Origin of the sequence: Hyphomicrobium sp. CS1GBMeth3, assembly GCF_900117455.1 — a bacterium.
Taxonomy (GTDB): domain Bacteria; phylum Pseudomonadota; class Alphaproteobacteria; order Rhizobiales; family Hyphomicrobiaceae; genus Hyphomicrobium_C.
This window is the reverse complement of sequence record NZ_FPHO01000003.1, coordinates 1,516,732-1,535,341: the sequence shown is the minus strand read 5'-3', so window position 1 is coordinate 1,535,341 and position 18,610 is coordinate 1,516,732. Positions and strand designations below refer to the sequence as shown.

21 protein-coding genes and 1 tRNA gene are annotated in these 18,610 nt (G+C 64.8%); 11 read left to right on the top strand and 11 right to left on the bottom strand.

Annotated features, from left to right (window positions below; all coding sequences use genetic code 11):
- Window positions 1–61 precede the first annotated feature (61 nt).
- From CS1GBM3_RS14555 to hemC, 4 genes are read right to left on the bottom strand one after another with little or no spacing between them, the layout of a single operon-like run.
- The gene (locus CS1GBM3_RS14555) at window positions 62–1,711 is read right to left on the bottom strand and encodes a heme biosynthesis protein HemY (RefSeq protein WP_072396175.1); all 1,650 of its coding nucleotides are present in this window, start codon (window positions 1,709–1,711) and stop codon (window positions 62–64) included.
- A 14-nt stretch (window positions 1,712–1,725) separates the two neighbouring features.
- Window positions 1,726–3,459 carry a COG4223 family protein gene (locus CS1GBM3_RS14550; protein WP_072396173.1) on the bottom strand — a complete coding sequence of 578 codons (1,734 nt, stop codon included), beginning with the start codon at window positions 3,457–3,459 and terminating at the stop codon, window positions 1,726–1,728.
- Between the two features lie 52 nt (window positions 3,460–3,511).
- Entirely contained in the window at window positions 3,512–4,228 is a 717-nt protein-coding gene (locus tag CS1GBM3_RS14545) for a uroporphyrinogen-III synthase (RefSeq protein WP_171946502.1), read from the bottom strand.
- Between the two features lie 11 nt (window positions 4,229–4,239).
- Window positions 4,240–5,169 carry a hydroxymethylbilane synthase gene (hemC, locus tag CS1GBM3_RS14540; protein WP_072396169.1) on the bottom strand — a complete coding sequence of 310 codons (930 nt, stop codon included), beginning with the start codon at window positions 5,167–5,169 and terminating at the stop codon, window positions 4,240–4,242.
- Window positions 5,170–5,500: 331 nt separating this feature from the next.
- Here hemC and tsaD point away from each other — a divergent pair, with 331 nt between their 5' ends.
- From tsaD to CS1GBM3_RS14520, 4 genes are all read left to right on the top strand, one after another.
- Window positions 5,501–6,571: a tRNA (adenosine(37)-N6)-threonylcarbamoyltransferase complex transferase subunit TsaD gene (tsaD, locus tag CS1GBM3_RS14535; protein ID WP_072397529.1), complete on the top strand. Its 1,071-nt coding sequence runs from the start codon at window positions 5,501–5,503 to the stop codon at window positions 6,569–6,571.
- A gap of 46 nt (window positions 6,572–6,617) precedes the next feature.
- Window positions 6,618–7,619, top strand: coding sequence for an NAD(P)H-dependent glycerol-3-phosphate dehydrogenase (locus tag CS1GBM3_RS14530; protein ID WP_072397528.1), 1,002 nt, complete (start codon window positions 6,618–6,620; stop codon window positions 7,617–7,619).
- 78 nt (window positions 7,620–7,697) lie between these two features.
- Window positions 7,698–8,138, top strand: coding sequence for an EVE domain-containing protein (locus CS1GBM3_RS14525; protein WP_072396166.1), 441 nt, complete (start codon window positions 7,698–7,700; stop codon window positions 8,136–8,138).
- The gene (locus CS1GBM3_RS14520; protein ID WP_072396165.1) at window positions 8,135–8,803 is read left to right on the top strand and encodes a class I SAM-dependent methyltransferase; all 669 of its coding nucleotides are present in this window, start codon (window positions 8,135–8,137) and stop codon (window positions 8,801–8,803) included. Before CS1GBM3_RS14525 ends, CS1GBM3_RS14520 begins: the two co-directional genes overlap by 4 nt.
- A 44-nt stretch (window positions 8,804–8,847) precedes the next feature.
- Here CS1GBM3_RS14520 and CS1GBM3_RS14515 read toward each other — a convergent pair whose 3' ends face one another.
- The gene (locus tag CS1GBM3_RS14515) at window positions 8,848–9,105 is read right to left on the bottom strand and encodes a hypothetical protein (protein WP_072396164.1); all 258 of its coding nucleotides are present in this window, start codon (window positions 9,103–9,105) and stop codon (window positions 8,848–8,850) included.
- A gap of 200 nt (window positions 9,106–9,305) precedes the next feature.
- Here CS1GBM3_RS14515 and CS1GBM3_RS14510 point away from each other — a divergent pair.
- Window positions 9,306–9,381, top strand: a tRNA-Thr gene (locus CS1GBM3_RS14510).
- 231 nt (window positions 9,382–9,612) lie between these two features.
- Complete coding sequence (locus CS1GBM3_RS14505) at window positions 9,613–9,921, top strand: hypothetical protein (protein WP_139247924.1); 309 nt, start codon at window positions 9,613–9,615, stop codon at window positions 9,919–9,921.
- A 245-nt stretch (window positions 9,922–10,166) separates the two neighbouring features.
- Here CS1GBM3_RS14505 and CS1GBM3_RS14500 read toward each other — a convergent pair whose 3' ends face one another.
- On the bottom strand, window positions 10,167–10,601 hold the full coding sequence (locus CS1GBM3_RS14500) for a hypothetical protein (protein ID WP_072396162.1): 435 nt from the start codon (window positions 10,599–10,601) through the stop codon (window positions 10,167–10,169).
- Window positions 10,602–10,757: 156 nt separating this feature from the next.
- Here CS1GBM3_RS14500 and CS1GBM3_RS14495 point away from each other — a divergent pair, with 156 nt between their 5' ends.
- Window positions 10,758–10,997 carry a hypothetical protein gene (locus tag CS1GBM3_RS14495; RefSeq protein WP_072396161.1) on the top strand — a complete coding sequence of 80 codons (240 nt, stop codon included), beginning with the start codon at window positions 10,758–10,760 and terminating at the stop codon, window positions 10,995–10,997.
- 220 nt (window positions 10,998–11,217) lie between these two features.
- Here the strand turns inward: CS1GBM3_RS14495 and CS1GBM3_RS14490 are convergent, their stop codons facing one another.
- A complete protein-coding gene (locus CS1GBM3_RS14490; protein ID WP_072396160.1) occupies window positions 11,218–11,451 on the bottom strand; it encodes a hypothetical protein in 234 nt (77 codons plus the stop codon).
- A 271-nt stretch (window positions 11,452–11,722) separates the two neighbouring features.
- Between CS1GBM3_RS14490 and CS1GBM3_RS14485 the strand changes: the two genes are divergently transcribed.
- Window positions 11,723–12,070 (top strand): hypothetical protein, encoded by a 348-nt coding sequence (locus CS1GBM3_RS14485; RefSeq protein WP_072396159.1) that lies wholly within the window; start codon window positions 11,723–11,725, stop codon window positions 12,068–12,070.
- A gap of 143 nt (window positions 12,071–12,213) precedes the next feature.
- Window positions 12,214–12,420, top strand: coding sequence for a hypothetical protein (locus tag CS1GBM3_RS14480; protein WP_072396158.1), 207 nt, complete (start codon window positions 12,214–12,216; stop codon window positions 12,418–12,420).
- A gap of 199 nt (window positions 12,421–12,619) precedes the next feature.
- On the opposite strand, the gene CS1GBM3_RS14475 is transcribed toward CS1GBM3_RS14480, so the two are convergent.
- Window positions 12,620–13,507 (bottom strand): SDR family NAD(P)-dependent oxidoreductase, encoded by an 888-nt coding sequence (locus tag CS1GBM3_RS14475; RefSeq protein ID WP_072396157.1) that lies wholly within the window; start codon window positions 13,505–13,507, stop codon window positions 12,620–12,622.
- A gap of 495 nt (window positions 13,508–14,002) precedes the next feature.
- Here CS1GBM3_RS14475 and CS1GBM3_RS14470 point away from each other — a divergent pair, with 495 nt between their 5' ends.
- Complete coding sequence (locus tag CS1GBM3_RS14470; RefSeq protein ID WP_072396155.1) at window positions 14,003–14,401, top strand: phasin family protein; 399 nt, start codon at window positions 14,003–14,005, stop codon at window positions 14,399–14,401.
- Between the two features lie 53 nt (window positions 14,402–14,454).
- On the opposite strand, the gene CS1GBM3_RS14465 is transcribed toward CS1GBM3_RS14470, so the two are convergent.
- The 3 genes from CS1GBM3_RS14465 to CS1GBM3_RS14455 form a co-directional block, all read right to left on the bottom strand.
- Complete coding sequence (locus tag CS1GBM3_RS14465) at window positions 14,455–15,666, bottom strand: hypothetical protein (RefSeq protein WP_072396153.1); 1,212 nt, start codon at window positions 15,664–15,666, stop codon at window positions 14,455–14,457.
- A gap of 213 nt (window positions 15,667–15,879) precedes the next feature.
- Window positions 15,880–16,707: an FkbM family methyltransferase gene (locus CS1GBM3_RS14460; protein WP_072396151.1), complete on the bottom strand. Its 828-nt coding sequence runs from the start codon at window positions 16,705–16,707 to the stop codon at window positions 15,880–15,882.
- Between the two features lie 150 nt (window positions 16,708–16,857).
- Window positions 16,858–17,490, bottom strand: coding sequence for a hypothetical protein (locus tag CS1GBM3_RS14455; RefSeq protein ID WP_072396149.1), 633 nt, complete (start codon window positions 17,488–17,490; stop codon window positions 16,858–16,860).
- A gap of 362 nt (window positions 17,491–17,852) precedes the next feature.
- Here CS1GBM3_RS14455 and CS1GBM3_RS14450 point away from each other — a divergent pair, with 362 nt between their 5' ends.
- Window positions 17,853–18,587 carry a hypothetical protein gene (locus CS1GBM3_RS14450; protein WP_072396147.1) on the top strand — a complete coding sequence of 245 codons (735 nt, stop codon included), beginning with the start codon at window positions 17,853–17,855 and terminating at the stop codon, window positions 18,585–18,587.
- The last annotated feature ends 23 nt before the right edge of the window (window positions 18,588–18,610 follow it).

Below are 18,610 nucleotides of genomic sequence, written 5' to 3'. Positions count from 1 at the left end.
AGGGATCTTCTGCCCAAATCTGCGACACCCCGTCCAGCCGCCCAAAGAACAGACAGACCAACTAGGCGCTCGCGTTCCGAATGTCCGGTGTCTCGTCGGGTTCGGGACCGGGGTCGTCAGGGGCGCGGGGCGGCGTGAAGATACGAGGTTCCTCGACGGGCCGGGAGCGCTCGGGTGCGCGCGAGGCCGGCTTTGGTGACGCCGGAGAGGGCGCAGCGGCGTTGTCGGCGACAGCAGTCGCGGCTTTCGGAGCAGGCGCCGCCTGCGCAACGGGTTCGGCCTCCGACGCGGCGGGTAGGTCCTCCGTCTTCTTGGATTTCTGATCGTTTGCGACGGCGACGACCTCTGCTTTGACGATCACCGTTTCAGGCTCGCTCGAGGCGATGAACTCGGTGAGCTCGGCGCCAAGGATACGGCCCTCGTCCTCGACCTCGTCCGCCGGCACGCGCCATTCGAAGGAATCGATCTTGCCCGTGACCGGCGAGACAGGTGCCCAGCGATCCGAGATGACGCCGTCGGCAATCCACGCCGCATCGCGCGGCGCTGTGGCGGCGCGGGCGAGCCACTCGCGCGCCTTGCCCTTGTCGCCGTTCTCCTCGGCCTCGACGCGGGCCATGAGCGCCGCGACCCGCCGCGTCAGCCCCTGATCCAGGAACGGCTGCAGGATGCGGCGCGCTTCGTCGTAGTCTCGGGCCTCGATCGCGGCCACAGCCACGGCGATGGAGCTTTCGATCGACATGGGGTTCAGCGTGAACAGGTGCTTCACGCGGTCGAGCCGGTCGCGCGGGCTGTCGCCGATGCGCGCATAGGCATAGGCGGTCGCGAGTTCCGGATGCGGGGATTTGACCCACGTTTTCTGCATGATCTTGGCGGCGCGCGGCGTGTTTCCACGCGCAGCCAACAGGCGCCCCGCAACCGCCGCAGCCGGAATGAGGGAGGGGGCGAGCCCGTGCGCCTCGAGCGCCAGCGTCAGAGCCCTTTCGGGATCTTCCTCCTCGAGTGCCTGGGCCTGGGCGGCGAGCAGCACCGCGCGACGGCGATCCGCATCCGGCCGCTCCACATGGCCATAGCGCTTGGCGAGCGCCAGCGTCTCCAGCGCGCCGGCCCAGTCGCCCGCCTTGCATTGGATGGCGAACAGGGCCTCGACCGGCCAGGAGAGCTTTGGATTGAGCTTCAACGCCCGCTCGGCGAACTGGCGCTGCGCTTCCGTCTCGCCCTCGCGGCCGGCTTCGAGGAACAGTCCGCGCAGTCCGAGCTGCTCGGTGTCAGGAGCGGCAAGCATGGCTTCGAAGATGCGCCGCGCGGTGGCCTTGTCGCCGGAAAGCTGCGCGGCCTGGGCGCGCAGGAGATGCGTCAGCGGCTCGTTGGGCAGCGATTTGCGCGCCTGGACCGCATAGCGCGTGGCGGTGGCGCGGTCGCCGGCGCCAATGGCGATCATGCCCGAGGAGAGCGCGTCGAGGCCACGGCGCTGGCGGCGACGTGTGAGGAAATGGCTCACCGCGGCGGGGCTGGACCAGATCTGGCTCAGCAAGCTCCAGACGAGCAGCGCGGCGCCGATCAGCACGGCGAAAATCACGACCGCGCGGAAGACGCTGGTCTCGATCTCGTAGCCCTGCCACGTGATCAACAGAGAGCCGGGGCGATCGGCCAGCCATGCGAGACCGCTGGCCAGCAGAAGGACCCCGACGAGAAACAGGACGAGACGCGTCATCGCTCGCGGTCCTCTCAATTCTGGGCGGGGGCCGGGGCGCCGGACAGGGAGGCCTTGAGACGGCCTTCCACATCGGCGATGGCACGGTCGACGGTGTCGCGCGCGGTGACCTTGATCAACCAATCCTCCATCGGGATGCGCGCGCGTTGCGGCAGCGCGTTGGCTTGCGTGATCACGTCATTGAGGCGGCCGGCGTCGAGCGCTGCTTCGATGCGCGAGACGATCGCCTCGGTGCTGGTGTCATTGGCGTCGTGGCTGACCTTGCGGACGCGTACGACGGTTTTGGCGCCGGCCAGCAGCCGGTCGAGCACCGAGCCATCGGCCGGCTCGACGTCGGCGTCGAGCACGGCATTGATGAGCGGACGGAACTCCGCCTTGAGCTCGGGGAGCGTGGCAACGCCCGTCTCCTTGAAGCGCTCGAGCGGCGCGAGATCGAGCTGACCTGTGGAGGCCTTGCGCACCTCCTCCAGCTCTGCCGCGTAGGCGGAGCCCTGGCCGCGGTCGAGCGCGCGCTTCAGGTTGGAAAGCTCAAGCGAGAGCACGATACGTTCGGCATCCTGCCGCCGGCTCTGCTCGCTCTGGACCACGGTCTGCACGTTCTGCTCAAGCTCGGCGAGCTTGCTGTTGACCGGGCCAACGGCAGCCGTCACGTCGGCAGGCTTGGCGAACGCCTTCAACTGCGAATCGACCGAGCTTCTGAGCTCGCCGAGCGAGCCCGAGAGCCGTGTGGTCTCCTCCTTGACCGCTTCAACCGAGGCCCCAAGGCGGTCCACATCGGCGCGGGATGTGTCCACACGCTGCGTGCTGCGGGCCTGATCGGTGCGGATCTGGGACAGCTCGCGCTCAAGGCGCAGCGTCGCGGCCTCCGCCGCCTGGCGCGCGGAAGCGACGGCGGCCTCCACATCGGTGATCTTGGTCGTGACGGCGGCGAGATGCTGGGTGCCGCCGCTCGCTCCTCCGTTGCCGGAAGCGATCAACCTGAGCTGCTCTTCGAGCTTTGCCAGCCGCTCGCCGCTCGCAGCCGCGTCACCTTGTTGAGCGGCGGCGCTCAGCGACTTGGTCTCAGTTTCCAGCGTGCGCTGCGCGTCGCTCAGCGCCGCGACGTTGCGCTCCAGCTCGTCGAGCTTGGCGAGGCGGGCCTCGGCGTCGCCGAGCTTGGCGAGGCGGGCCTCGGCGTCGCCGAGCTTGGCGTTGATGGCTGCGATGTCCGCGCTCTGGCGCGGCACTTGCTCGAGCGCCGAAATGCGCGTGGCGAGACTGGACACGCTCTCGCTGCCGGCTGTCGGCAGCCAGTCGGGACCGAGGAACGCCGCGCCTGCATAGACGAGCGCGCCGCCGATCACGCCCGCCGCGAGGTGCGAAAGGAAACTGCCACCGCCGCTCGCGGCCGTGGCAGGCGCTTTCAGCGCCGGTTTTGACGCAGGCTCCTGCTTCGGCGTGCTGCCCGGCTGAGAGTGCTTGGAAGTCGCGTCCGCAGAGCCGGCGGGCTTCCCGCCAGGCGAAGATGCCGACGATGCGGTCGCTGCAGGCGACGCGCTCGAAGCTGCGGCCGCAGAGGAGGACGACGCGGACGCGGCCGGCTTTGTTGCAGGGCTCGCGGCAGACGCGCTCTTGTCGGCAGCCGGCGTTTCCGATGTGGCGGCCGGCTTCACCTCGGTTGCCTTGAGATCCAAGGTTGCGTGCGGGCGCTTGGCACCCGCCGCGTCGCCGCGGCCAGCATCCTTCGCGGGATCGGGCTTATCGATCATGGGAGCAGGGTCTCCAGGGGCTTGGCGGCCGGCCTCGGGGGCAAGGCGGGACCTAGGGTGAGTCTGGCGCCTCGCGGGCGATGAGGGCAAGCATTTCTTGCGAGTTAGGCAACCGGGCGACGGTAACGCTAACGGGGCCCAGCGGCGTGAGTTCCCCCGCGACAGCCTCGGACAGGCAGAAGTGCCGCAGGCGCCGGGCGGCTGCCGCAAGGGACGGGTCAGCCACTAACTCCGCGTAAACTCTGGCTGTACGCGGTGACATGAGCAAGACGGCGTCCAATTCGTCTCGGCGCAGTGTATCGGCGACCTCGGTCGGAAGCGCGGGCGCTGTTTCCGTCCGGTAAACGGTTTCGGTCCGCACCTCGAAACCGAGCGGCGCCAACGCGCTCTTGAGATCGAAGGCCAGCGTATCGCCCGCGAGATGTATCAGCGCTCCGGCGACAGGATCAGCTTCGGTGCGGATCACCTCCGCCAGCTCGGCGCCGGTGCCCGGCCCCTCGATGACGCGGCGGAAGCCGAGGCGGCGTGCGAGGGCGGCCGTTCCCGGCCCGACGGCGAATATCGGCAGCTCCAGCGCGGCACCGGGAACCGGCGCCACCGCGCGCAGGCCGTTGCGGCTGGTTGCGATCAGAGCCTGGGCACCTTCCAGGGACGGCATGGTTCCCGTGAGGGTCACCGACAGCAGTGGCGCCTGCATGATGCGGTGGCCGGCGGCCCTCAGTGCGTCACGCAGCGGGTCGGGCTCAGGCCCGGACTCCGGTCTCGTCATCAAGATGTGCATCAGGCGGACTGCGGAAGAAGAGTTTCGGCCCCGAGCTCGATAAGTGCGTCCGCCGCGGTCGTGCCGAGCGCCGCTGCCGATCCGACTGGGCCCTCGCGCTCGATATCAAAGCCGCGCTCGCCGTCGGGTGAGAAGACCTTGCCACGGAAGCGCAAGGTGTCGCCGTTGATCTCGGCGAGGCCGGCGATCGGTGTGCGGCAGGAACCTTCGAGACGCGTCAGAAAAGCGCGCTCGGCCGTGACGCAGAGCGCTGTCGGCTCGTGGTTCAAAAGTGCGATCAGGCGGGCGGTTTCGGTATCATCCTCGCGGATCTCGACGGCGATAGCGCCCTGGGCCACGGCCGGCAGCACATCTTCGGTTTCGATCGGGGCCGTGATGCGGTCCGCCATGCCGAGGCGATTGAGCCCGGCGCAGGCGAGCAATGTTGCATCAGCGACGCCGTCGGCCAGCTTGCGCAGCCGCGTCTGCACGTTGCCGCGGAAGCCCACGACCTTGAGATCGGGGCGAATGCGCTTGACCTGGGCCTGACGGCGCAAGCTTGACGTGCCGACCACGGCGCCCTCGGGAAGTGCTGCAAGGGACGCATATGCCAGCGAGATAAAGGCATCGCGCACATCCTCGCGCGGCAGCACGGCGCCAATGCCGAGACCGTCCGGCAGCACGGTCTGCATGTCCTTCATCGAATGCACCGCGAGATCGACTTCGCGGGCCAGCAGAGCCTCCTCGATCTCCTTGGTAAACAGGCCTTTGCCGCCGACTTCCGCCAGCGGGCGATCCTGGATCGTGTCGCCCGTGGTCTTGTAGACTCGGATCTCGAAGGCCTCCTCGGGCAGGCCGTGGGCGGCCATCAGGCGGCCGCGCACCTCATGGGCCTGGGCCAGCGCCAGCGGCGAGCCGCGTGTGCCAATGCGAAGGGTGCGAGCTTGCAAGTCAAGGGCTCCAAGTGTTAGGGCCACGGTGCTCCGCGGCGGGCGGCGCCATTAATGCCCGCCTCCGCAATCGAACGCAAATCGCGCCCGCGCCCGATCATCCGGTCCAGTTAATGCTTCAGCCAAGCCGCACGGCTGCATTCCATTTTCCGCGTTTCCTGATACCGGCCTGCGCCGGGATGACGGTCGGGGTATCGCGGCGGCTTGCCTCCGATTTTCCGGCGCTGCGGCGCGGGCCGGAGTGTGGGCTTCCTCATAAGGTGGTGAGTGCCGGCTCTCTTGTGCAAGGGAGGCGTGCGTGATGGCCGCCGGACATGCGGGCGGGGAGCCGCTGCTGATCCTCGGCATCGAGACGAGCTGCGATGAGACGGCGGCCGCCGTCGTGGCCCGCGACGGGCCAGCGCGCGGGTGCATCTTGTCGAATGTCGTGCGCTCGCAGCTCGCCGAGCACCGCCCTTACGGCGGCGTCGTGCCGGAGATCGCCGCGCGCGCGCACGTCGAATGCCTCGATACGCTGCTGGGTGCGGCTCTGTCGGAGGCCGGCGTTTCGCTCTTCGATCTCTCGGGCGTTGCGGCAACGGCTGGCCCTGGGCTCAATAGCGGGCTCGTCGTTGGGCTGGTGACAGGCAAGACGCTGGCGCTGGCGGCGGACAAGCCGTTTCTCGCCATCAATCATCTCGAAGCGCATGCGCTGACGGTCGGGCTCACGGATGGGGTTCCGCCACCCTATCTCCTGCTGCTGGTTTCGGGCGGGCATACGCAAACGTTGCTTGTCGAGGGCGTCGGGCGCTATCGCCGCATCGGCACCACCATCGACGACGCCATCGGAGAGGCCTTCGACAAGACTGCGAAGCTGCTCGGGCTCGGCTATCCCGGCGGACCGGAGGTGGAACGCGCCGCGCAGCGCGGCGATGCCAAGCGCTTTCCGCTGCCGCGTCCGATGCTCGGACGTGCCGAACCGCACTTCTCGCTTGCGGGCCTCAAGACGGCATTGCGGCAGCGCGCCGAGGCGATTGCGCCGCTCAGCGACAAAGACGTCGCCGATCTCTGCGCCGCCTTCGAAGCCGCCGTTTGCGACATCGTCATCGATCGCTTGTCGCGCGCGATGGACCTTTCGGAGAGCGCCTTCGAGCACGGCGCGCCGCGTGTGCTGACCGTCGCGGGCGGCGTCGCGGCGAACAAGAGCATCGCCGCCGCATTGGCGCGGCTCGCGCACGCACGCGGCTTTGCGCTCGCCGTGCCGCCTGCCGCACTCTGTACCGATAATGCCGCCATGATCGCCTGGGCCGGTGCGGAACGGCTGGCGCGGGGCCTTGTCGACGGTCTCGACTTTGCGCCAAAACCGCGCTGGCCTCTCGATCCCGAGGCGCCGGCCGCTATCGGCGCGGGGGTGAAAGCATGAATGTATGGCGCCGCAGGGCTCAATCTTCGCCGGAGGAGGGCGCACGATGCCGTTGACGATAGACCGCATCGGCGTGATCGGCGGCGGCGCGTGGGGGACGGCGCTCGCGCAGACGCTGACGCTCGCCGGGCGCGGCGTCGTGCTCTGGGCGCGCGAACCCGAGACCGTCTCGGATATCGCGACGCGGCACGTCAATCGCGCGTTCCTGCCCGGCGTGGCGCTCGATCCGAGGCTCTCCGCGACCGACGATCTCAAGGCGTGTGCGGACGCCGACGCGTTGCTGCTCGTCTGTCCGGCGCAGCACGTGCGTGCGGTGACGCGCGAGCTTTCTCCCCATATCCGCTCCGAGCAGCCCGTCATCGTTTGCGCCAAGGGCATCGAGCGGACGACCGGAAAGCTGATGAGCGACGTCGTAGCCGAAACACTGCCGGAGGCGACGCTCGCCGTGCTTTCGGGACCGAGTTTCGCAGCGGACGTGGCCCGCGGACTTCCGGCCGCCTTGACCATTGCTTGTCACGATGAGGCGCTCGGCGAATGTCTTGCCGAAGACCTTGGTGGATCTCAGATTCGCCTTTACTGGTCGGATGACGTGGTGGGCGTCGAGCTTGGCGGCGCGTTAAAAAACGTGCTCGCGATCGCGGCCGGCATCGTCGATGGAAAAGGGCTCGGTGCGAGTGCGCACGCTGCGCTCGTGACGCGCGGATTTGCCGAGATGCGTCGTCTCGGCCATGCGCGTGGCGCGCGGCCGGCAACGATGATGGGGCTCTCCGGGCTTGGCGATCTCGTGCTGACGTGCAGCAGCCCGCAGTCACGCAACATGAGCCTTGGGCGCGCGCTCGGTCAGGGCGAAACGCTCGATGCCGTGCTTGGGAAGCGCGTCTCTGTGACCGAAGGAGTCTATACGGCCGCCGTGGTGATGCAGCTCGCAGAGCAGCTTGGTATCGAGATGCCCATCACCGAGGCCGTGCACGCCGTGCTGGAAGGCCGCGTGACAGTGGACGACGCCATCAGCGGCCTCATGAATCGCCCGTTCAAGGCCGAGGATTGATCGCCCTCCCTCTGCGCTTGAGGCGGAGCCCGAATGGCGTAAGGTGGCGTCCGAACTCAAACCCAGAACGAGCCCGCGATGGCCTATTGGCTGCTGAAATCCGAGCCTGACGCATTTTCCTGGGACGACCTCACCGCCAAGGGTGCCAAGGGCGAGCCGTGGACGGGCGTGCGCAATTTCACCGCGCGCAACAACATGAAGGCGATGAAGCTCGGCGATCTCTGCTTCTTCTACCATTCGAATATCGGCAAGGAGATCGTCGGCATCTGCGAGGTGATCGCTCTGGCGCATCCCGATCCGAGCGACGATACCGGCAAATGGCAGTGCGTCGATGTGCGTGCGCTCGAGCGCCTGCCGCGGCCCGTTACGCTCGTCGACGTCAAGGTCAACCCGCGGCTTGCGGAAATGTCTCTCGTCAAATCCTTCCGGCTTTCCGTGCAGCCCGTGACGGAGGCGGAATGGAAGGAGGTCTGCCGCATGGGCGGACTCTCTTCGACAAAGCGCGTGAATAAGACATGAGCCCGGCGCTCGATCCTGACGATCCTCACGCAGCCGAAGCCTTCATCGTCGCCAATACGCGACCGCTCGCGCCGCCGCTGGTGCCGGAGGTCGTGCTGCATCTTGCCGAGGAAAGCCTGCCGATCTGGCAGAAGACCGAGGATGAACTCGGCGAGATGAACGTGCCACCGCCCTACTGGGCCTTCGCCTGGGCCGGTGGACAGGCGCTCGCGCGCTATCTGCTCGACAATCCCGAGATCACGACCGGAGTCTCGGTGATCGACCTCGGCTCGGGCTCGGGGCTTACCGCGATTGCGGCCAAACAAGCCGGGGCTGCACACGTGCTCGCCGCCGACATCGACCCGCTGGCACTTGCCGCCGTTCACGTGAATGCCGCGCGCAATGGTGTCACCATAGACGTGACACGCGACGATCTCCTGGCGCAGGAGCCGCGCCCGGCAAACGTCGTGCTGGTCGGCGATCTCTTCTACGAGCGGGAGCTCGCGGCGCGCGTCACAGCCTATATCGAGAAGGCCGCCGCGGCCGGCGCGCGGGTTCTGATCGGCGATCCCAAGCGCAGCTATTTTCCTGCCGGCCGCTTCACGCTGGCGGCGGAATACCAAGTGCCGGTGACGCGCGAGCTCGAGGATGCCGAGATCAAGCGCACGTCCGTCTGGCAGCTCTAGGGCGATCACCGCACTCTGGGTGGGGGGCTATAGTGGTCCGGTCCTTATTGCCGCGTGCCAGGCTCCTCGTGCCGGCGCAGCAGCTTAGCGTGCAGCGCCCGCGCCGTGGCTTCAATCTCGCGCAGACGGCCGTGGCCTATTTCGGAGGCAACGATCTTCATGGCGGCCGCCAGCGTCACGGGGTGCGAAAGCCCGAGCCGTACCATGATGCGCAAGGCGTCTTCCTCGGCCACATCCTGGATGTTGATGGGCTGGCGCATGCGCAAAATGAGATCGTTCAGAATGGGGTCCCGCGACGTCATGACTTGTCCCCCTCCTGGTACCCGGCGCTTTGGGGTCGGACCCATAACGTATTGGCACCCAAGGGCGGTTCCCTAGACTCCCGGAGCGGCGGTGCCCGAGGGACGGACGGTTGTCGCGCCTTCAAGTGACGCTTGAACGGGGGGCGGATTCGGCCTATCAAGGCGCGCCGCAGGGGCCTAGGCCTCCAGCCGACGGCAAAGCCGCAATAGCTCAGTTGGTAGAGCACGTCATTCGTAATGACGGGGTCACAGGTTCGAGTCCTGTTTGCGGCACCACAGCTTTCGACGATTCCTCATTTCGACAGCCTGCTTGAGCGGTGAGGCTTCAAATTCATTCGCCTCAGCGAGATGTGCTCGCAAATTCCGCAGCCCGTGGGCTTTCGTCCGCGACTGGAACGACCAGGCCGGCTGCAGAACACTCGATCTTTGTGCCAGCGCCTCCTCCGGAACCCCCCCATTTGTTCCGGGTTATGATATTGCCCCAAGTGGCTTGAGAGGAGACGTACAATGAAAATAACAATCGTTGCCTCCGCGTTGGTCCTGGCAATGGCCAGCACCGCTTATGCAGAGACCGGCCAGAAACTTGCCCAAGCCGAGTGCGACGCGCTCTGGATGCAGGCCGCCTCCGCGGACGGCAAGCTCTCCAAGAGCGCTGCCGCAGAATATGTCACCGATTTCGACGCGGTGAATCCCGACGGAGATATGACCCTTGAGCAGGATGAGTTCCGCAACGCCTGCAACCAAGGCCTCATCAAGAGCACCGCTACGACGGGAGCCGGCGAAGGCGCCTCCGGCAAAAACGCGCCCGCCGACTAATACACCCGACGGGGACAGGCCCTTCAGGAATATGCGAGCCAGCTAATCAATCCACGGTTGGCAAAGTTCTCCTGCAGGGCCTTTCCAATACCGGTTTCGCTTCCTGCAACACACCGCTTTTTGCCCGCTTCCAGCACTTCGTATTGGGACGCCCATAGTCTTTGCGCATCGGCGTGCACACTAAGCGCCTCGCTCACATGCATCCGGCCGGTCCGCGGCGCGAAATATTCAATCCCCTCGTGCGACTATGCAAGCGCGCGGGACCTTTCTGAAGATAGAAGGAGCCGGTTCAAGGCTAGGCACAGCTCCTCTCGAGAGTATCGCTCGCGTAGCACTTCCGCTCCCGGATACGTCCGCCTCACCGCGTTCGCCATCAGCGCGCTGCAAATCAGCACCGGCACACCCCGGTCCAGAAACGCCCAGATGACCGGGTCGCAACTGGTGTTTTGAAGCACCAACTGCACCACGGCGACATCGACGTGGGCGTTGCTTGCCAGCTCCATCACATGCGGGGAAAGATTCCGTTCGGGCCCCACGATATCGCACCCGAGTTCGCGGCAGGTGTCGATAACGTTCAGCGAGCGCGTCGGATCATCCTTCAGGACAAAGATACGAGGGCGCGCTATCGCATTTCCCGCGTTAGCGGGCGGCATGATCGCCGTTTCCTGCGTTCTATTCATCACCCCCTTTCTTTAAACAAATTCTCTGCGTCCACAATTGGTTAGCCAATCATTCTGCGGTGGTGTCGCGTACCATTCAAACGGCTCACGCCGCTACCTTTGCAACTATTTGGCAACTGACTAATTATTAGTAAGAATGCATACGGAGTACGTGTCATGAACGCTGCCAGAGAGGAGCGTCTTCAGGTCATGCTCGGCCCGGAAGAGCTTCGGGCCATAGATGATTTTCGCTTCGCCAACCGCCTGCCGACACGAGCTTCGGCCGTTCGCGAGTTGCTGAAACGCGGCCTCGCCGCGGCTCGCACAGGGCAAGTTCTCGATGGTTCGCGCTCGCAAGATTTCGGGGTGCTGAACACCGCAAACGGCAGTGGCTTCGGAGAGGGCGAAGACTCTTAGCTTCTGAATTCATGCTCCGCCTTCGGGTTCGTTTGAATTCCGTCGTTTGACGGCGTCACGGGTTCGAGCCCTGCTCGCGGCGCGATCTTTTTTTGTCGATTGTTGCGCGCAGCCGCCACGCCAACCGCGTGCGGAGATTCCGGTTCGAGGAAAGTCCTCGAACATGCACATTTTGATCGAGCTTCAAGCCGCTACGATAGCGCGCCTCGGCCCACCGGATTCAGCGCCGTTGCGGGCTGATCGCGTTTGACTGCACACATCGGTTGTAAACGTGTTCCAGCCCGTACGGCGCTTCGTTGCTTCGCGCGCCATACGGCAGCACGATGACTTGCCGATGGATGTAGGCACAGATCTCCGCGGTCAGCTTACGCTCGTTGATATAGGCGAGAGCGAAGTAGAGCAGGGCGGTCGCCATCACAGTGCAGGCAACGATGAGCTTGTGCTCGAAGGTCATTCGGCACGCCCCATATTTGACGATAACGTGTCGTCGCCGTGCGGGTACCGCTTGCGTTGTTTAATGTCGGCAATGGCGAGAATTTGCATGCTATCCGCTCATCCCGTTCGACCAAGGCGTCCGCATATAAGCAGCGTGCCGCCGGTGCAAGCTAAGGTTCCCCTGGCCGCCACGCGGAGCCGGCAGCCAGGGGGGGGCCGGAACGAAACCCGTCAGAGGCGCGTTCGGTCTCCGAAATCCTCGATTCCTCGCTAAGAATAAGGAGCCGCACATGGCCCAATCGTATGAATCCTATCAGAACGCTGCCGAACAGCGTGCCCGCGAAGCCAATGAAGCCGTTCATAAGCTGCGGCAGAAGGCCGGCGAAGCAGCCGAAACCGCGGCACGCGAAGGCGAGAAAGCGCTGAGAGCCGCAGGTGAAACAGCCGAGGACGCGTTCGCTGCCACCAAGCGTTTCGTGCGCGAGCAGCCCTATGTCGCGATCGGTGCCGTCGTGGTTGCCGCATGTGCGATCGGCGCGCTCTGGAAGATGTCGTCAGGGCGCCGCGACACCGATCTTCTGAGCCGCGTCTCGGACTACGTGGAGCCCGGCTACCGCGCGCTTCGCCGCCGCATCTAAATCCGTAAGCCGTCCCCAAGGCGGAAAAGAAGAGCCCATCCGTTTACCGCGGATGGGCTTTTTCACGGTCCTGCGGCGCCAGGAACCGCCGCTCCCGCTCGCGCGTTTCATAATGCTCTCATTTAAAGGGAGGACCGCTCTAGATGACGACGATCGATAAGAGAAAGAAGGCGGAGCTCGAGCAGGAACTCGACGAGGCGCTGGAAGCGACGTTTCCGGCCAGCGATGCGCTCGCGATCGGCGAGGACAAAGGCCCCGATCGGCCGATCAGCCGGCGGCCGCCGAAGATTGATAAGACGCTCGTCGACAAGCTCGCCAAGGAAGTCGCAAAGAAGAAGGGTGCCGCCTGAGGCCTGCGCGGCGCGCGCCCGGACACTTGGATAACGCTTCCCTCAAAACAGTGGCGGCAGCCTATCGAGAGCCGTACTCCCGTCAGGCCGCCGCTTCACACCAAGGTACGCTGGACCAATTCCCTGGCGCCATCGCGATTAAAGCGCGAAATCGTTTCAACTCTGCAAACGCAGCGCCGCTTCATCGGTTTACGAATATTTACTTTGGCGCGCCGGGTGGCGTGCGCGTGCCCAGCAGCGTGCCGACGATCGGCACGGTCAGCGCATGCGGCAGAAGCTTCACCGAGACGGCCGCAACGGTCGGGACGAGCCCCGGCACGATCAGCCTTCGCCCCAGCATGAAGCCGCGATAGGCGCTGCGTGCGACGGCCTCTGCGCCTTGCGACGGCAGTACCGTGCGATAGAGAGCGTCGTCGGCGTGCATGGCGCGATGAAACCGCGTGTCGACGGGACCAGGCGCTACGGCGGTGATGCGCACACCGCGCCCGCGCGCCTCGAAGGCCACCGCCTCCGTCAGCGAGACGAGATAAGCTTTGCTGGCGTAGTAGGCGGCCTGGTATGGGCCCGGAACGAGGCCGCCAAGCGAAGCAACGTTCAGAATGCCGCCGCGTCCGCGCGCCAGCATCGGCGGCAATGCGTGGTGCATCAGCCGGCTCGTCGCGGTGATGTTGAGCGCGATCAGATCCTCGATGCCCGCGCCCGGCTGATCGACGAAGACACCCGACAGCCCGACCCCTGCGTTGTTCACGAGCACGTCCGCGTAGAGGCCCGCTTCTGCGAGCGCAGCGTCGATGCGCTGAGGAGCGTCGGGCAGCGTCACGTCGAGTGCGAGCGGTACGGCGCGGACGCCGGTGGTGCGCGCGATCTCGAGGGCGGCCGCCTCGACGGGACCTGGCTCACGCGCGATAAGAAACACAGCACGTCCAGCGCGGGCGAATTCACCGGCAATCGCACGACCTATGCCGCGCGAGCCGCCCGTGATGATAACCGTGGGCGTCAAACCCTCAACAGCGGCAAGGGCTTCCGGCTCCGGCGAGACGCGGCGGGCAATCCAGCGGTCGGCGACGGCGCTCAAGGTATGCAACATGTGGGGACTTTCGCGGCTGCGCGTGCGCCATTTGTTTTCGGCATGGAATTCTTTCGAAATCTCACAATGGGACGGCTTTGATTCTGAATATCAAAATGAACAATTCCGGCGGAAGCTTCTGGTTCTCGCCTAGAATTCGAGAGCCCGATGCGTGGCGCTCGAGCGTCCAAAATGCGCCCGGATCTTGTGGATAACTTAGAAAGGTTGAGGCGCCCCGCACCGCGCGGCGCAACAGTAGAGAGGCTCGCTGATGCGGCGGGAGCAGATGCCTTCGCTACGGGAAGGTGCCAATTTACGGGCGTCGCGTACGACATCGAACCGATCCGTTTGCGACGATGCAACCAACCGAAGGCGTTGGGCATTTGCAAAGAACTTCTGGAAGCCGAAGCTTGATCGGAATCAAGCGCCATAGTCCGGCTGCAGACGAAATAGCGCTTCGGCATTGCATGCTTTGGATCACGTGTCGAAAAACGAACACTGGTGGAGGAGCGTACCATGAATGCAAGTGCGTCAAGATCGCTAGCCGACCAGGGCTTGGACAAGTCCGCCGCGCTCGGTTCATTTGAAGCTTGGCTGAACATCAACCGTCCGATGTTCGCCGCGATGACCGAGCTCAACGGCCGGTTCCTGGAGCAAGTTTCAAAGGCGAACAACGAGTGGCTTGGGTTCGTCAACCGGCGCTTGAACGAGGATCTGGCTGCCTCGCAACGTTTCATGGAATGCAAGACGGTGCAGGATCTGTTTGCCGCCTACTCTGACTTCTTCCAGCGGGCGCAACAGCAGTATCAAGCCGAGTTCCAGTACTTTGCGCGGCTGAACCAGAAGCTCGCTGATGAAACAGCAAGCGTGATCAAGTCTCAATTGGACGACGTGCAAGCGGATATCCGCCACTAAAGCATAGTCTCCATCGCTGATCGGCCTTGCCCGGCGCGTGCGCGCGCGGCCGGTTAGATAGGGTTTGTTTGTGTTTGCCTGCTGGGCCGCCGCGCCAATGGAGACAGCAGCACGACCACAGCCGCCAGCGCCAACCCGATCACGAGCAGCACCGACAGCTCGTTGGCTCCGGAGCCCAGGTAGCGGACGATAATCGACACCAGGATGTCGTACTTGAACACGGCGATCGTGCTCGCCGCGACGCCTGCGAGCTTGGCCGCCAGCTCAAGGTCCTGATCGTGCTGGCGGAACGAGAACAAGAGCAGCAGCATCGCCCAGGCGCCGAACAGAAAGCTCATCAGCGGCACGATCGAGCGGAAACCGCCTCGCTGCTGGACGCCGAACAGCGCATCCGCCGACTGCACGTAGGCCTGGCTCATCAGCGGGAAAAAGATCATGGCCGCGGCGCCGACCAGCACGCCGATCTCGATGCGACCGATCCGCTCCGGATAATGTCGCTTCACGCCGGAATGGCGCAGGGTCAAAAGAATGCTGATGGCAAGCAAGATGAACAGAAAGAACACCTTGCCGGGCAGAAGCAGCTTGTGAATGCGCCCGGTGACGGACTGATGCCCGGGGTCGAGATACAGATTGTCGATGGTCGATTGAAAGCGCTGCTGTGCGCGGCAGCACTCGGCGTCGGTGCTCAGCACCGGGCTTGCGGACAACGGCGTCGAGGCGAAACAGAAGCGCTTTGCCTCTTCGGTGTCGGCGCTCTCGATCAGCGGCTCGGGCTGACATGACCGGTAGAACTCGCGCACGCCGAGGCGGCGCTGGCTCACCTCGCGCAGGTTCGTAACGCCGTCGATCAGCGCGATGCGCTCGCACGGCCGCGCCGCATCTCCGCACTCTACGGGCTCACTCTTGTCGGCGGCGAGGGTTTCCGGCTTGAGGTCCCAGACCGAGCGGTGCGGATTGGCCGAGAGGCCGAACGCGATGTGGGCGGCAGCGGCGCCAATGACGACGAGCCCGACCAGAAAGCGCAGGAAGCCGAAACGGACGTGGCGCCAGTACATGTCCACGAAGGCGCACGATGGCAGATAGAACGCCGCGAGCGCGACGAGACCGAGAGTCGGGAAGAACAAGAACAGATGGCTGTCGAAGGTGGCGAAGGTCATGGCCTTCTCGGGACCGAACTCCCAGACCAGCACCGCCGGTACGGCGATGAAGGATGCCCCGAGCCCCAGGTAAACCAAGAACACGAACGCACGCGCACCAAGAGACATGGAATGATCCCGTCTGGAAGAAGCAGCCCCACTCAGCGGTCGAGATTATGCTGACCTAGCCGTGCGTGGCCTAGGGTTGCCCGGCCACGCTCACCGCCTCACAGTTCCTTGGTTTTGCTTGGAGATGCAGGCAGCCGCAAGGCCGCGCGAGGAAATTTACCAAACATGTCTCGCGCCGTGTGGCCGCGAAGCTGCGACAGGTTTGGTGCGGCCTCAGCCAGGCGGGCGCACGAGCAGCGCATCGCTTTTGGTCTCGCGCTCCAGGACGTAGCCGCCGGCCAGGAAGCGGGCCACGCAATCCGTCGCCCAGTCGCGGGTGTGGATCGTCTCCACAAGAACGCGCCGGGGCCACAAATGTCGTGGGGCCGTGTCCAGGAAGGGCACGAGTGCCCGGTCCTCATAGCCTTCAATGTCGATTTTCAAGGAATCTATGCGGGTTAGCCCCGCGGTCTCGACGATCTCATGCAGCGTGCGGACGGGAACGGGCGTCGCGCGCAAAGCGGCCCGCGTATTGGGGCCTTCGGCGACGAGGCTTGATTCCGCAAAACTCGATGTGTTGACGTAGAGAGTGGCTTCTCCCGGGTCGGCGCCGACCGCCGCTTCGAAAAACGTCACGTTGTCGAAGCCGTTAGCGTTGATGTTGAACTTCAACCGCCGGATCAGCTCGGGATGCGGCTCGATGGCGACGACGCGTCCGGACGGCCCCACTCTCTTGGCCGCCATAGCGGAGTAGAGGCCGAAATTGGCGCCGACATCGACGAAGACATCGCCGGGCTCAAGGCCGCCGACACTCAGCTCAAGCGCGTCCCAAGCGGCGCGGCGCTCCGGGAAAATCACGAAGCGCTCCGGGCCGTTGTCGGCTATGTGACAGCGCAGCTTGAGGCCGTCGAACTCGACGTCCTGCGCCGGGCACCGCCGCTGGATGAACCTGTATACGGGCTTCTTGAGCGCGCCGTGCACGACGCGATACTTGAGTGCGGCGAATGCGAGCGCAGCCGATCCGCGCGGCCGGCATTCGCCCCATGCCTTCACCACTTCCATGCGGGGTCCCCTTCCGCGATTGTACCGACATGATACGCCGGAGCACGGGCGCCGTCGCGGGTGTCAACGGGACGCGGCCAGGTGATCCCCCGTTAAATTGGGTGGCACGATAATTAATTGATTTGCAGTTGTTTCTTTCGGCTCGGCTGACTAATTGCGGCCGGCGGTACGGCTCGCGCTCGAGTGCACGACCACGGCGTCGCCCGGGGCCTGGTCCACTTCGAGGCCGGAGTACCGCGGGTCCATCGGGCAGAAGGCCAGCCCGATTGAGCGCATGATCACGAAGCGCATGGCCATCTCGCAGCCGCCCTGATGGTAGGGCGCCGTGCGCAATTCATCACGCCAGTCGGCGAGGAACTTTCGCACACGCTCGTTCGGCCGGAAGACCATGCTGCGGGAGGAGATGTGCAGCACCGTCTTCTGGCGGAACGGCCAGATGTGGTTGGTCAGCCGCAGCTTGGCGCGGGCGGAGATGTCGCCGGTGAAATCCAGGGCGGGCGCGAGCGAGCCGCGCACCGAGGAATCCGCATCGAGCAGAATGATGCTCGACTGCGGGTAGAGGTCCATGGCCTCAAGCACGATCTCGGGCTTCCAGTGCACGACGTTGCGCCACGTGGCGCTGCCCTTCTCGCGGGCGATCAGATGGTACGGATTTCCTGTTTCGGCGAGGTCTCTCGCCAGATTTTGGGCGAGGGGGCGATAGTTCGGCGTGAAGAACCCGACCACCACGTACGGCGGGGTGCCGCCGTCGACGCTGACGATGTCCCCAACGTCTCCAACCATGCCGCACTCCTCGTAACGTTCACATGCCGAGGCCTCCGACGGGCGGAGGCCTCCCTCCCGTCTCCTCAGGCGGGCCCGCAAGGTCTACCCGAGCGTTGCGGGTATTCAACGACTTTTTTGGGCTAGGCCGGGGGGTGGTGCGACGGTTAATCCGGCTTTGGCGGGCCTACCAACCTGGGCCGGGTTGCCTGCGGAGGGGCGCTGTTCTATGAACCGGCCAAAGCGCACCTCACACCGCGCGAGGGGATTGAAACTGACCGACGGCGACGTCACACGGAACGGGGTTACCCTGCCCGCGCCGGCGTTCCTACAAGCCGATATGCGGTTTTGCGCGGAAACAACGAGAGGCCCCATCGGACGCTATGCAGCAAACAATCATCTGCATGAAATGGGGCGATCGTTATCCCTCGGACTATGTCAATTCGCTCTGGTCGATGATCCGCCGCAACAGCAAGCGGGATACGCGGCTCGTCTGCTATACGGATAACGCCGAAGGCGTCGACCCGGCGGTTGCCTGCTATCCCATTCCGGAGCTTGTGCTTCCCGAGCGGGTACGGAACAAGCCGTGGCGCAAGATCGGGCTCTGGCGCCCGCAGCTTGAGGGGATTTCCGGGGACGTGCTTTTCATGGACCTCGACGTCGTCATCACGGGCTCGATCGACGAGTTTTTTGATTATGCTCCGGACGCGACATTCTGCGTAATCGAGAACTGGACACAGCCGGGGTCGAAAATCGGCAACACCTCGGTCTACAGGTTCCGGGTCGGATCGCACCCCTACCTCTACGAAAATCTCGCGCGCGATCCCGAGTCGATCCTCGCAGCCTTCCCGAATTCGCAGACCTATATCTCTCGCTCGATCAAGGAGATGCGCTATTGGCCTGCCGCGTGGTGCGTGAGCTTCAAGCACTCGCTGCTACCGAGGTGGCCGCTGAACTTCTTCCTGACCACGCCGCTGCCCGCCGGAACCAAGGTCGTTTGTTTCACAGGAAAACCAGATCCGGACGAAGCGCGCGATGGTCGGTGGCCGGCGCAATGGTACAAAAAGATTTACAAACATGTGCGACCGACTCCCTGGATTCGGGAGCACTGGCGATAAGCTCGATTTCGGGAGTGCATGCG

Excerpts from the sequence above, each read along its gene's own strand:
- CS1GBM3_RS14555 (WP_072396175.1), bottom strand. The coding sequence starts at position 1,711 with ATGACGCGTCTCGTCCTGTTTCTCGTCGGGGTCCTTCTGCTGGCCAGC.
- CS1GBM3_RS14550 (WP_072396173.1), bottom strand. The coding sequence starts at position 3,459 with ATGATCGATAAGCCCGATCCCGCGAAGGATGCTGGCCGCGGCGACGCG.
- CS1GBM3_RS14545 (WP_171946502.1), bottom strand. The coding sequence starts at position 4,228 with ATGACGAGACCGGAGTCCGGGCCTGAGCCCGACCCGCTGCGTGACGCA.
- CS1GBM3_RS14530 (WP_072397528.1), top strand. The coding sequence starts at position 6,618 with ATGCCGTTGACGATAGACCGCATCGGCGTGATCGGCGGCGGCGCGTGG.
- CS1GBM3_RS14525 (WP_072396166.1), top strand. The coding sequence starts at position 7,698 with ATGGCCTATTGGCTGCTGAAATCCGAGCCTGACGCATTTTCCTGGGAC.
- CS1GBM3_RS14520 (WP_072396165.1), top strand. The coding sequence starts at position 8,135 with ATGAGCCCGGCGCTCGATCCTGACGATCCTCACGCAGCCGAAGCCTTC.
- CS1GBM3_RS14515 (WP_072396164.1), bottom strand. The coding sequence starts at position 9,105 with ATGACGTCGCGGGACCCCATTCTGAACGATCTCATTTTGCGCATGCGC.
- CS1GBM3_RS14505 (WP_139247924.1), top strand. The coding sequence starts at position 9,613 with ATGAAAATAACAATCGTTGCCTCCGCGTTGGTCCTGGCAATGGCCAGC.
- CS1GBM3_RS14500 (WP_072396162.1), bottom strand. The coding sequence starts at position 10,601 with ATGAATAGAACGCAGGAAACGGCGATCATGCCGCCCGCTAACGCGGGA.
- CS1GBM3_RS14495 (WP_072396161.1), top strand. The coding sequence starts at position 10,758 with ATGAACGCTGCCAGAGAGGAGCGTCTTCAGGTCATGCTCGGCCCGGAA.
- CS1GBM3_RS14490 (WP_072396160.1), bottom strand. The coding sequence starts at position 11,451 with ATGACCTTCGAGCACAAGCTCATCGTTGCCTGCACTGTGATGGCGACC.
- CS1GBM3_RS14485 (WP_072396159.1), top strand. The coding sequence starts at position 11,723 with ATGGCCCAATCGTATGAATCCTATCAGAACGCTGCCGAACAGCGTGCC.
- CS1GBM3_RS14480 (WP_072396158.1), top strand. The coding sequence starts at position 12,214 with ATGACGACGATCGATAAGAGAAAGAAGGCGGAGCTCGAGCAGGAACTC.
- CS1GBM3_RS14475 (WP_072396157.1), bottom strand. The coding sequence starts at position 13,507 with ATGTTGCATACCTTGAGCGCCGTCGCCGACCGCTGGATTGCCCGCCGC.
- CS1GBM3_RS14470 (WP_072396155.1), top strand. The coding sequence starts at position 14,003 with ATGAATGCAAGTGCGTCAAGATCGCTAGCCGACCAGGGCTTGGACAAG.
- CS1GBM3_RS14465 (WP_072396153.1), bottom strand. The coding sequence starts at position 15,666 with ATGTCTCTTGGTGCGCGTGCGTTCGTGTTCTTGGTTTACCTGGGGCTC.
- CS1GBM3_RS14460 (WP_072396151.1), bottom strand. The coding sequence starts at position 16,707 with ATGGAAGTGGTGAAGGCATGGGGCGAATGCCGGCCGCGCGGATCGGCT.
- CS1GBM3_RS14455 (WP_072396149.1), bottom strand. The coding sequence starts at position 17,490 with ATGGTTGGAGACGTTGGGGACATCGTCAGCGTCGACGGCGGCACCCCG.
- CS1GBM3_RS14450 (WP_072396147.1), top strand. The coding sequence starts at position 17,853 with ATGCAGCAAACAATCATCTGCATGAAATGGGGCGATCGTTATCCCTCG.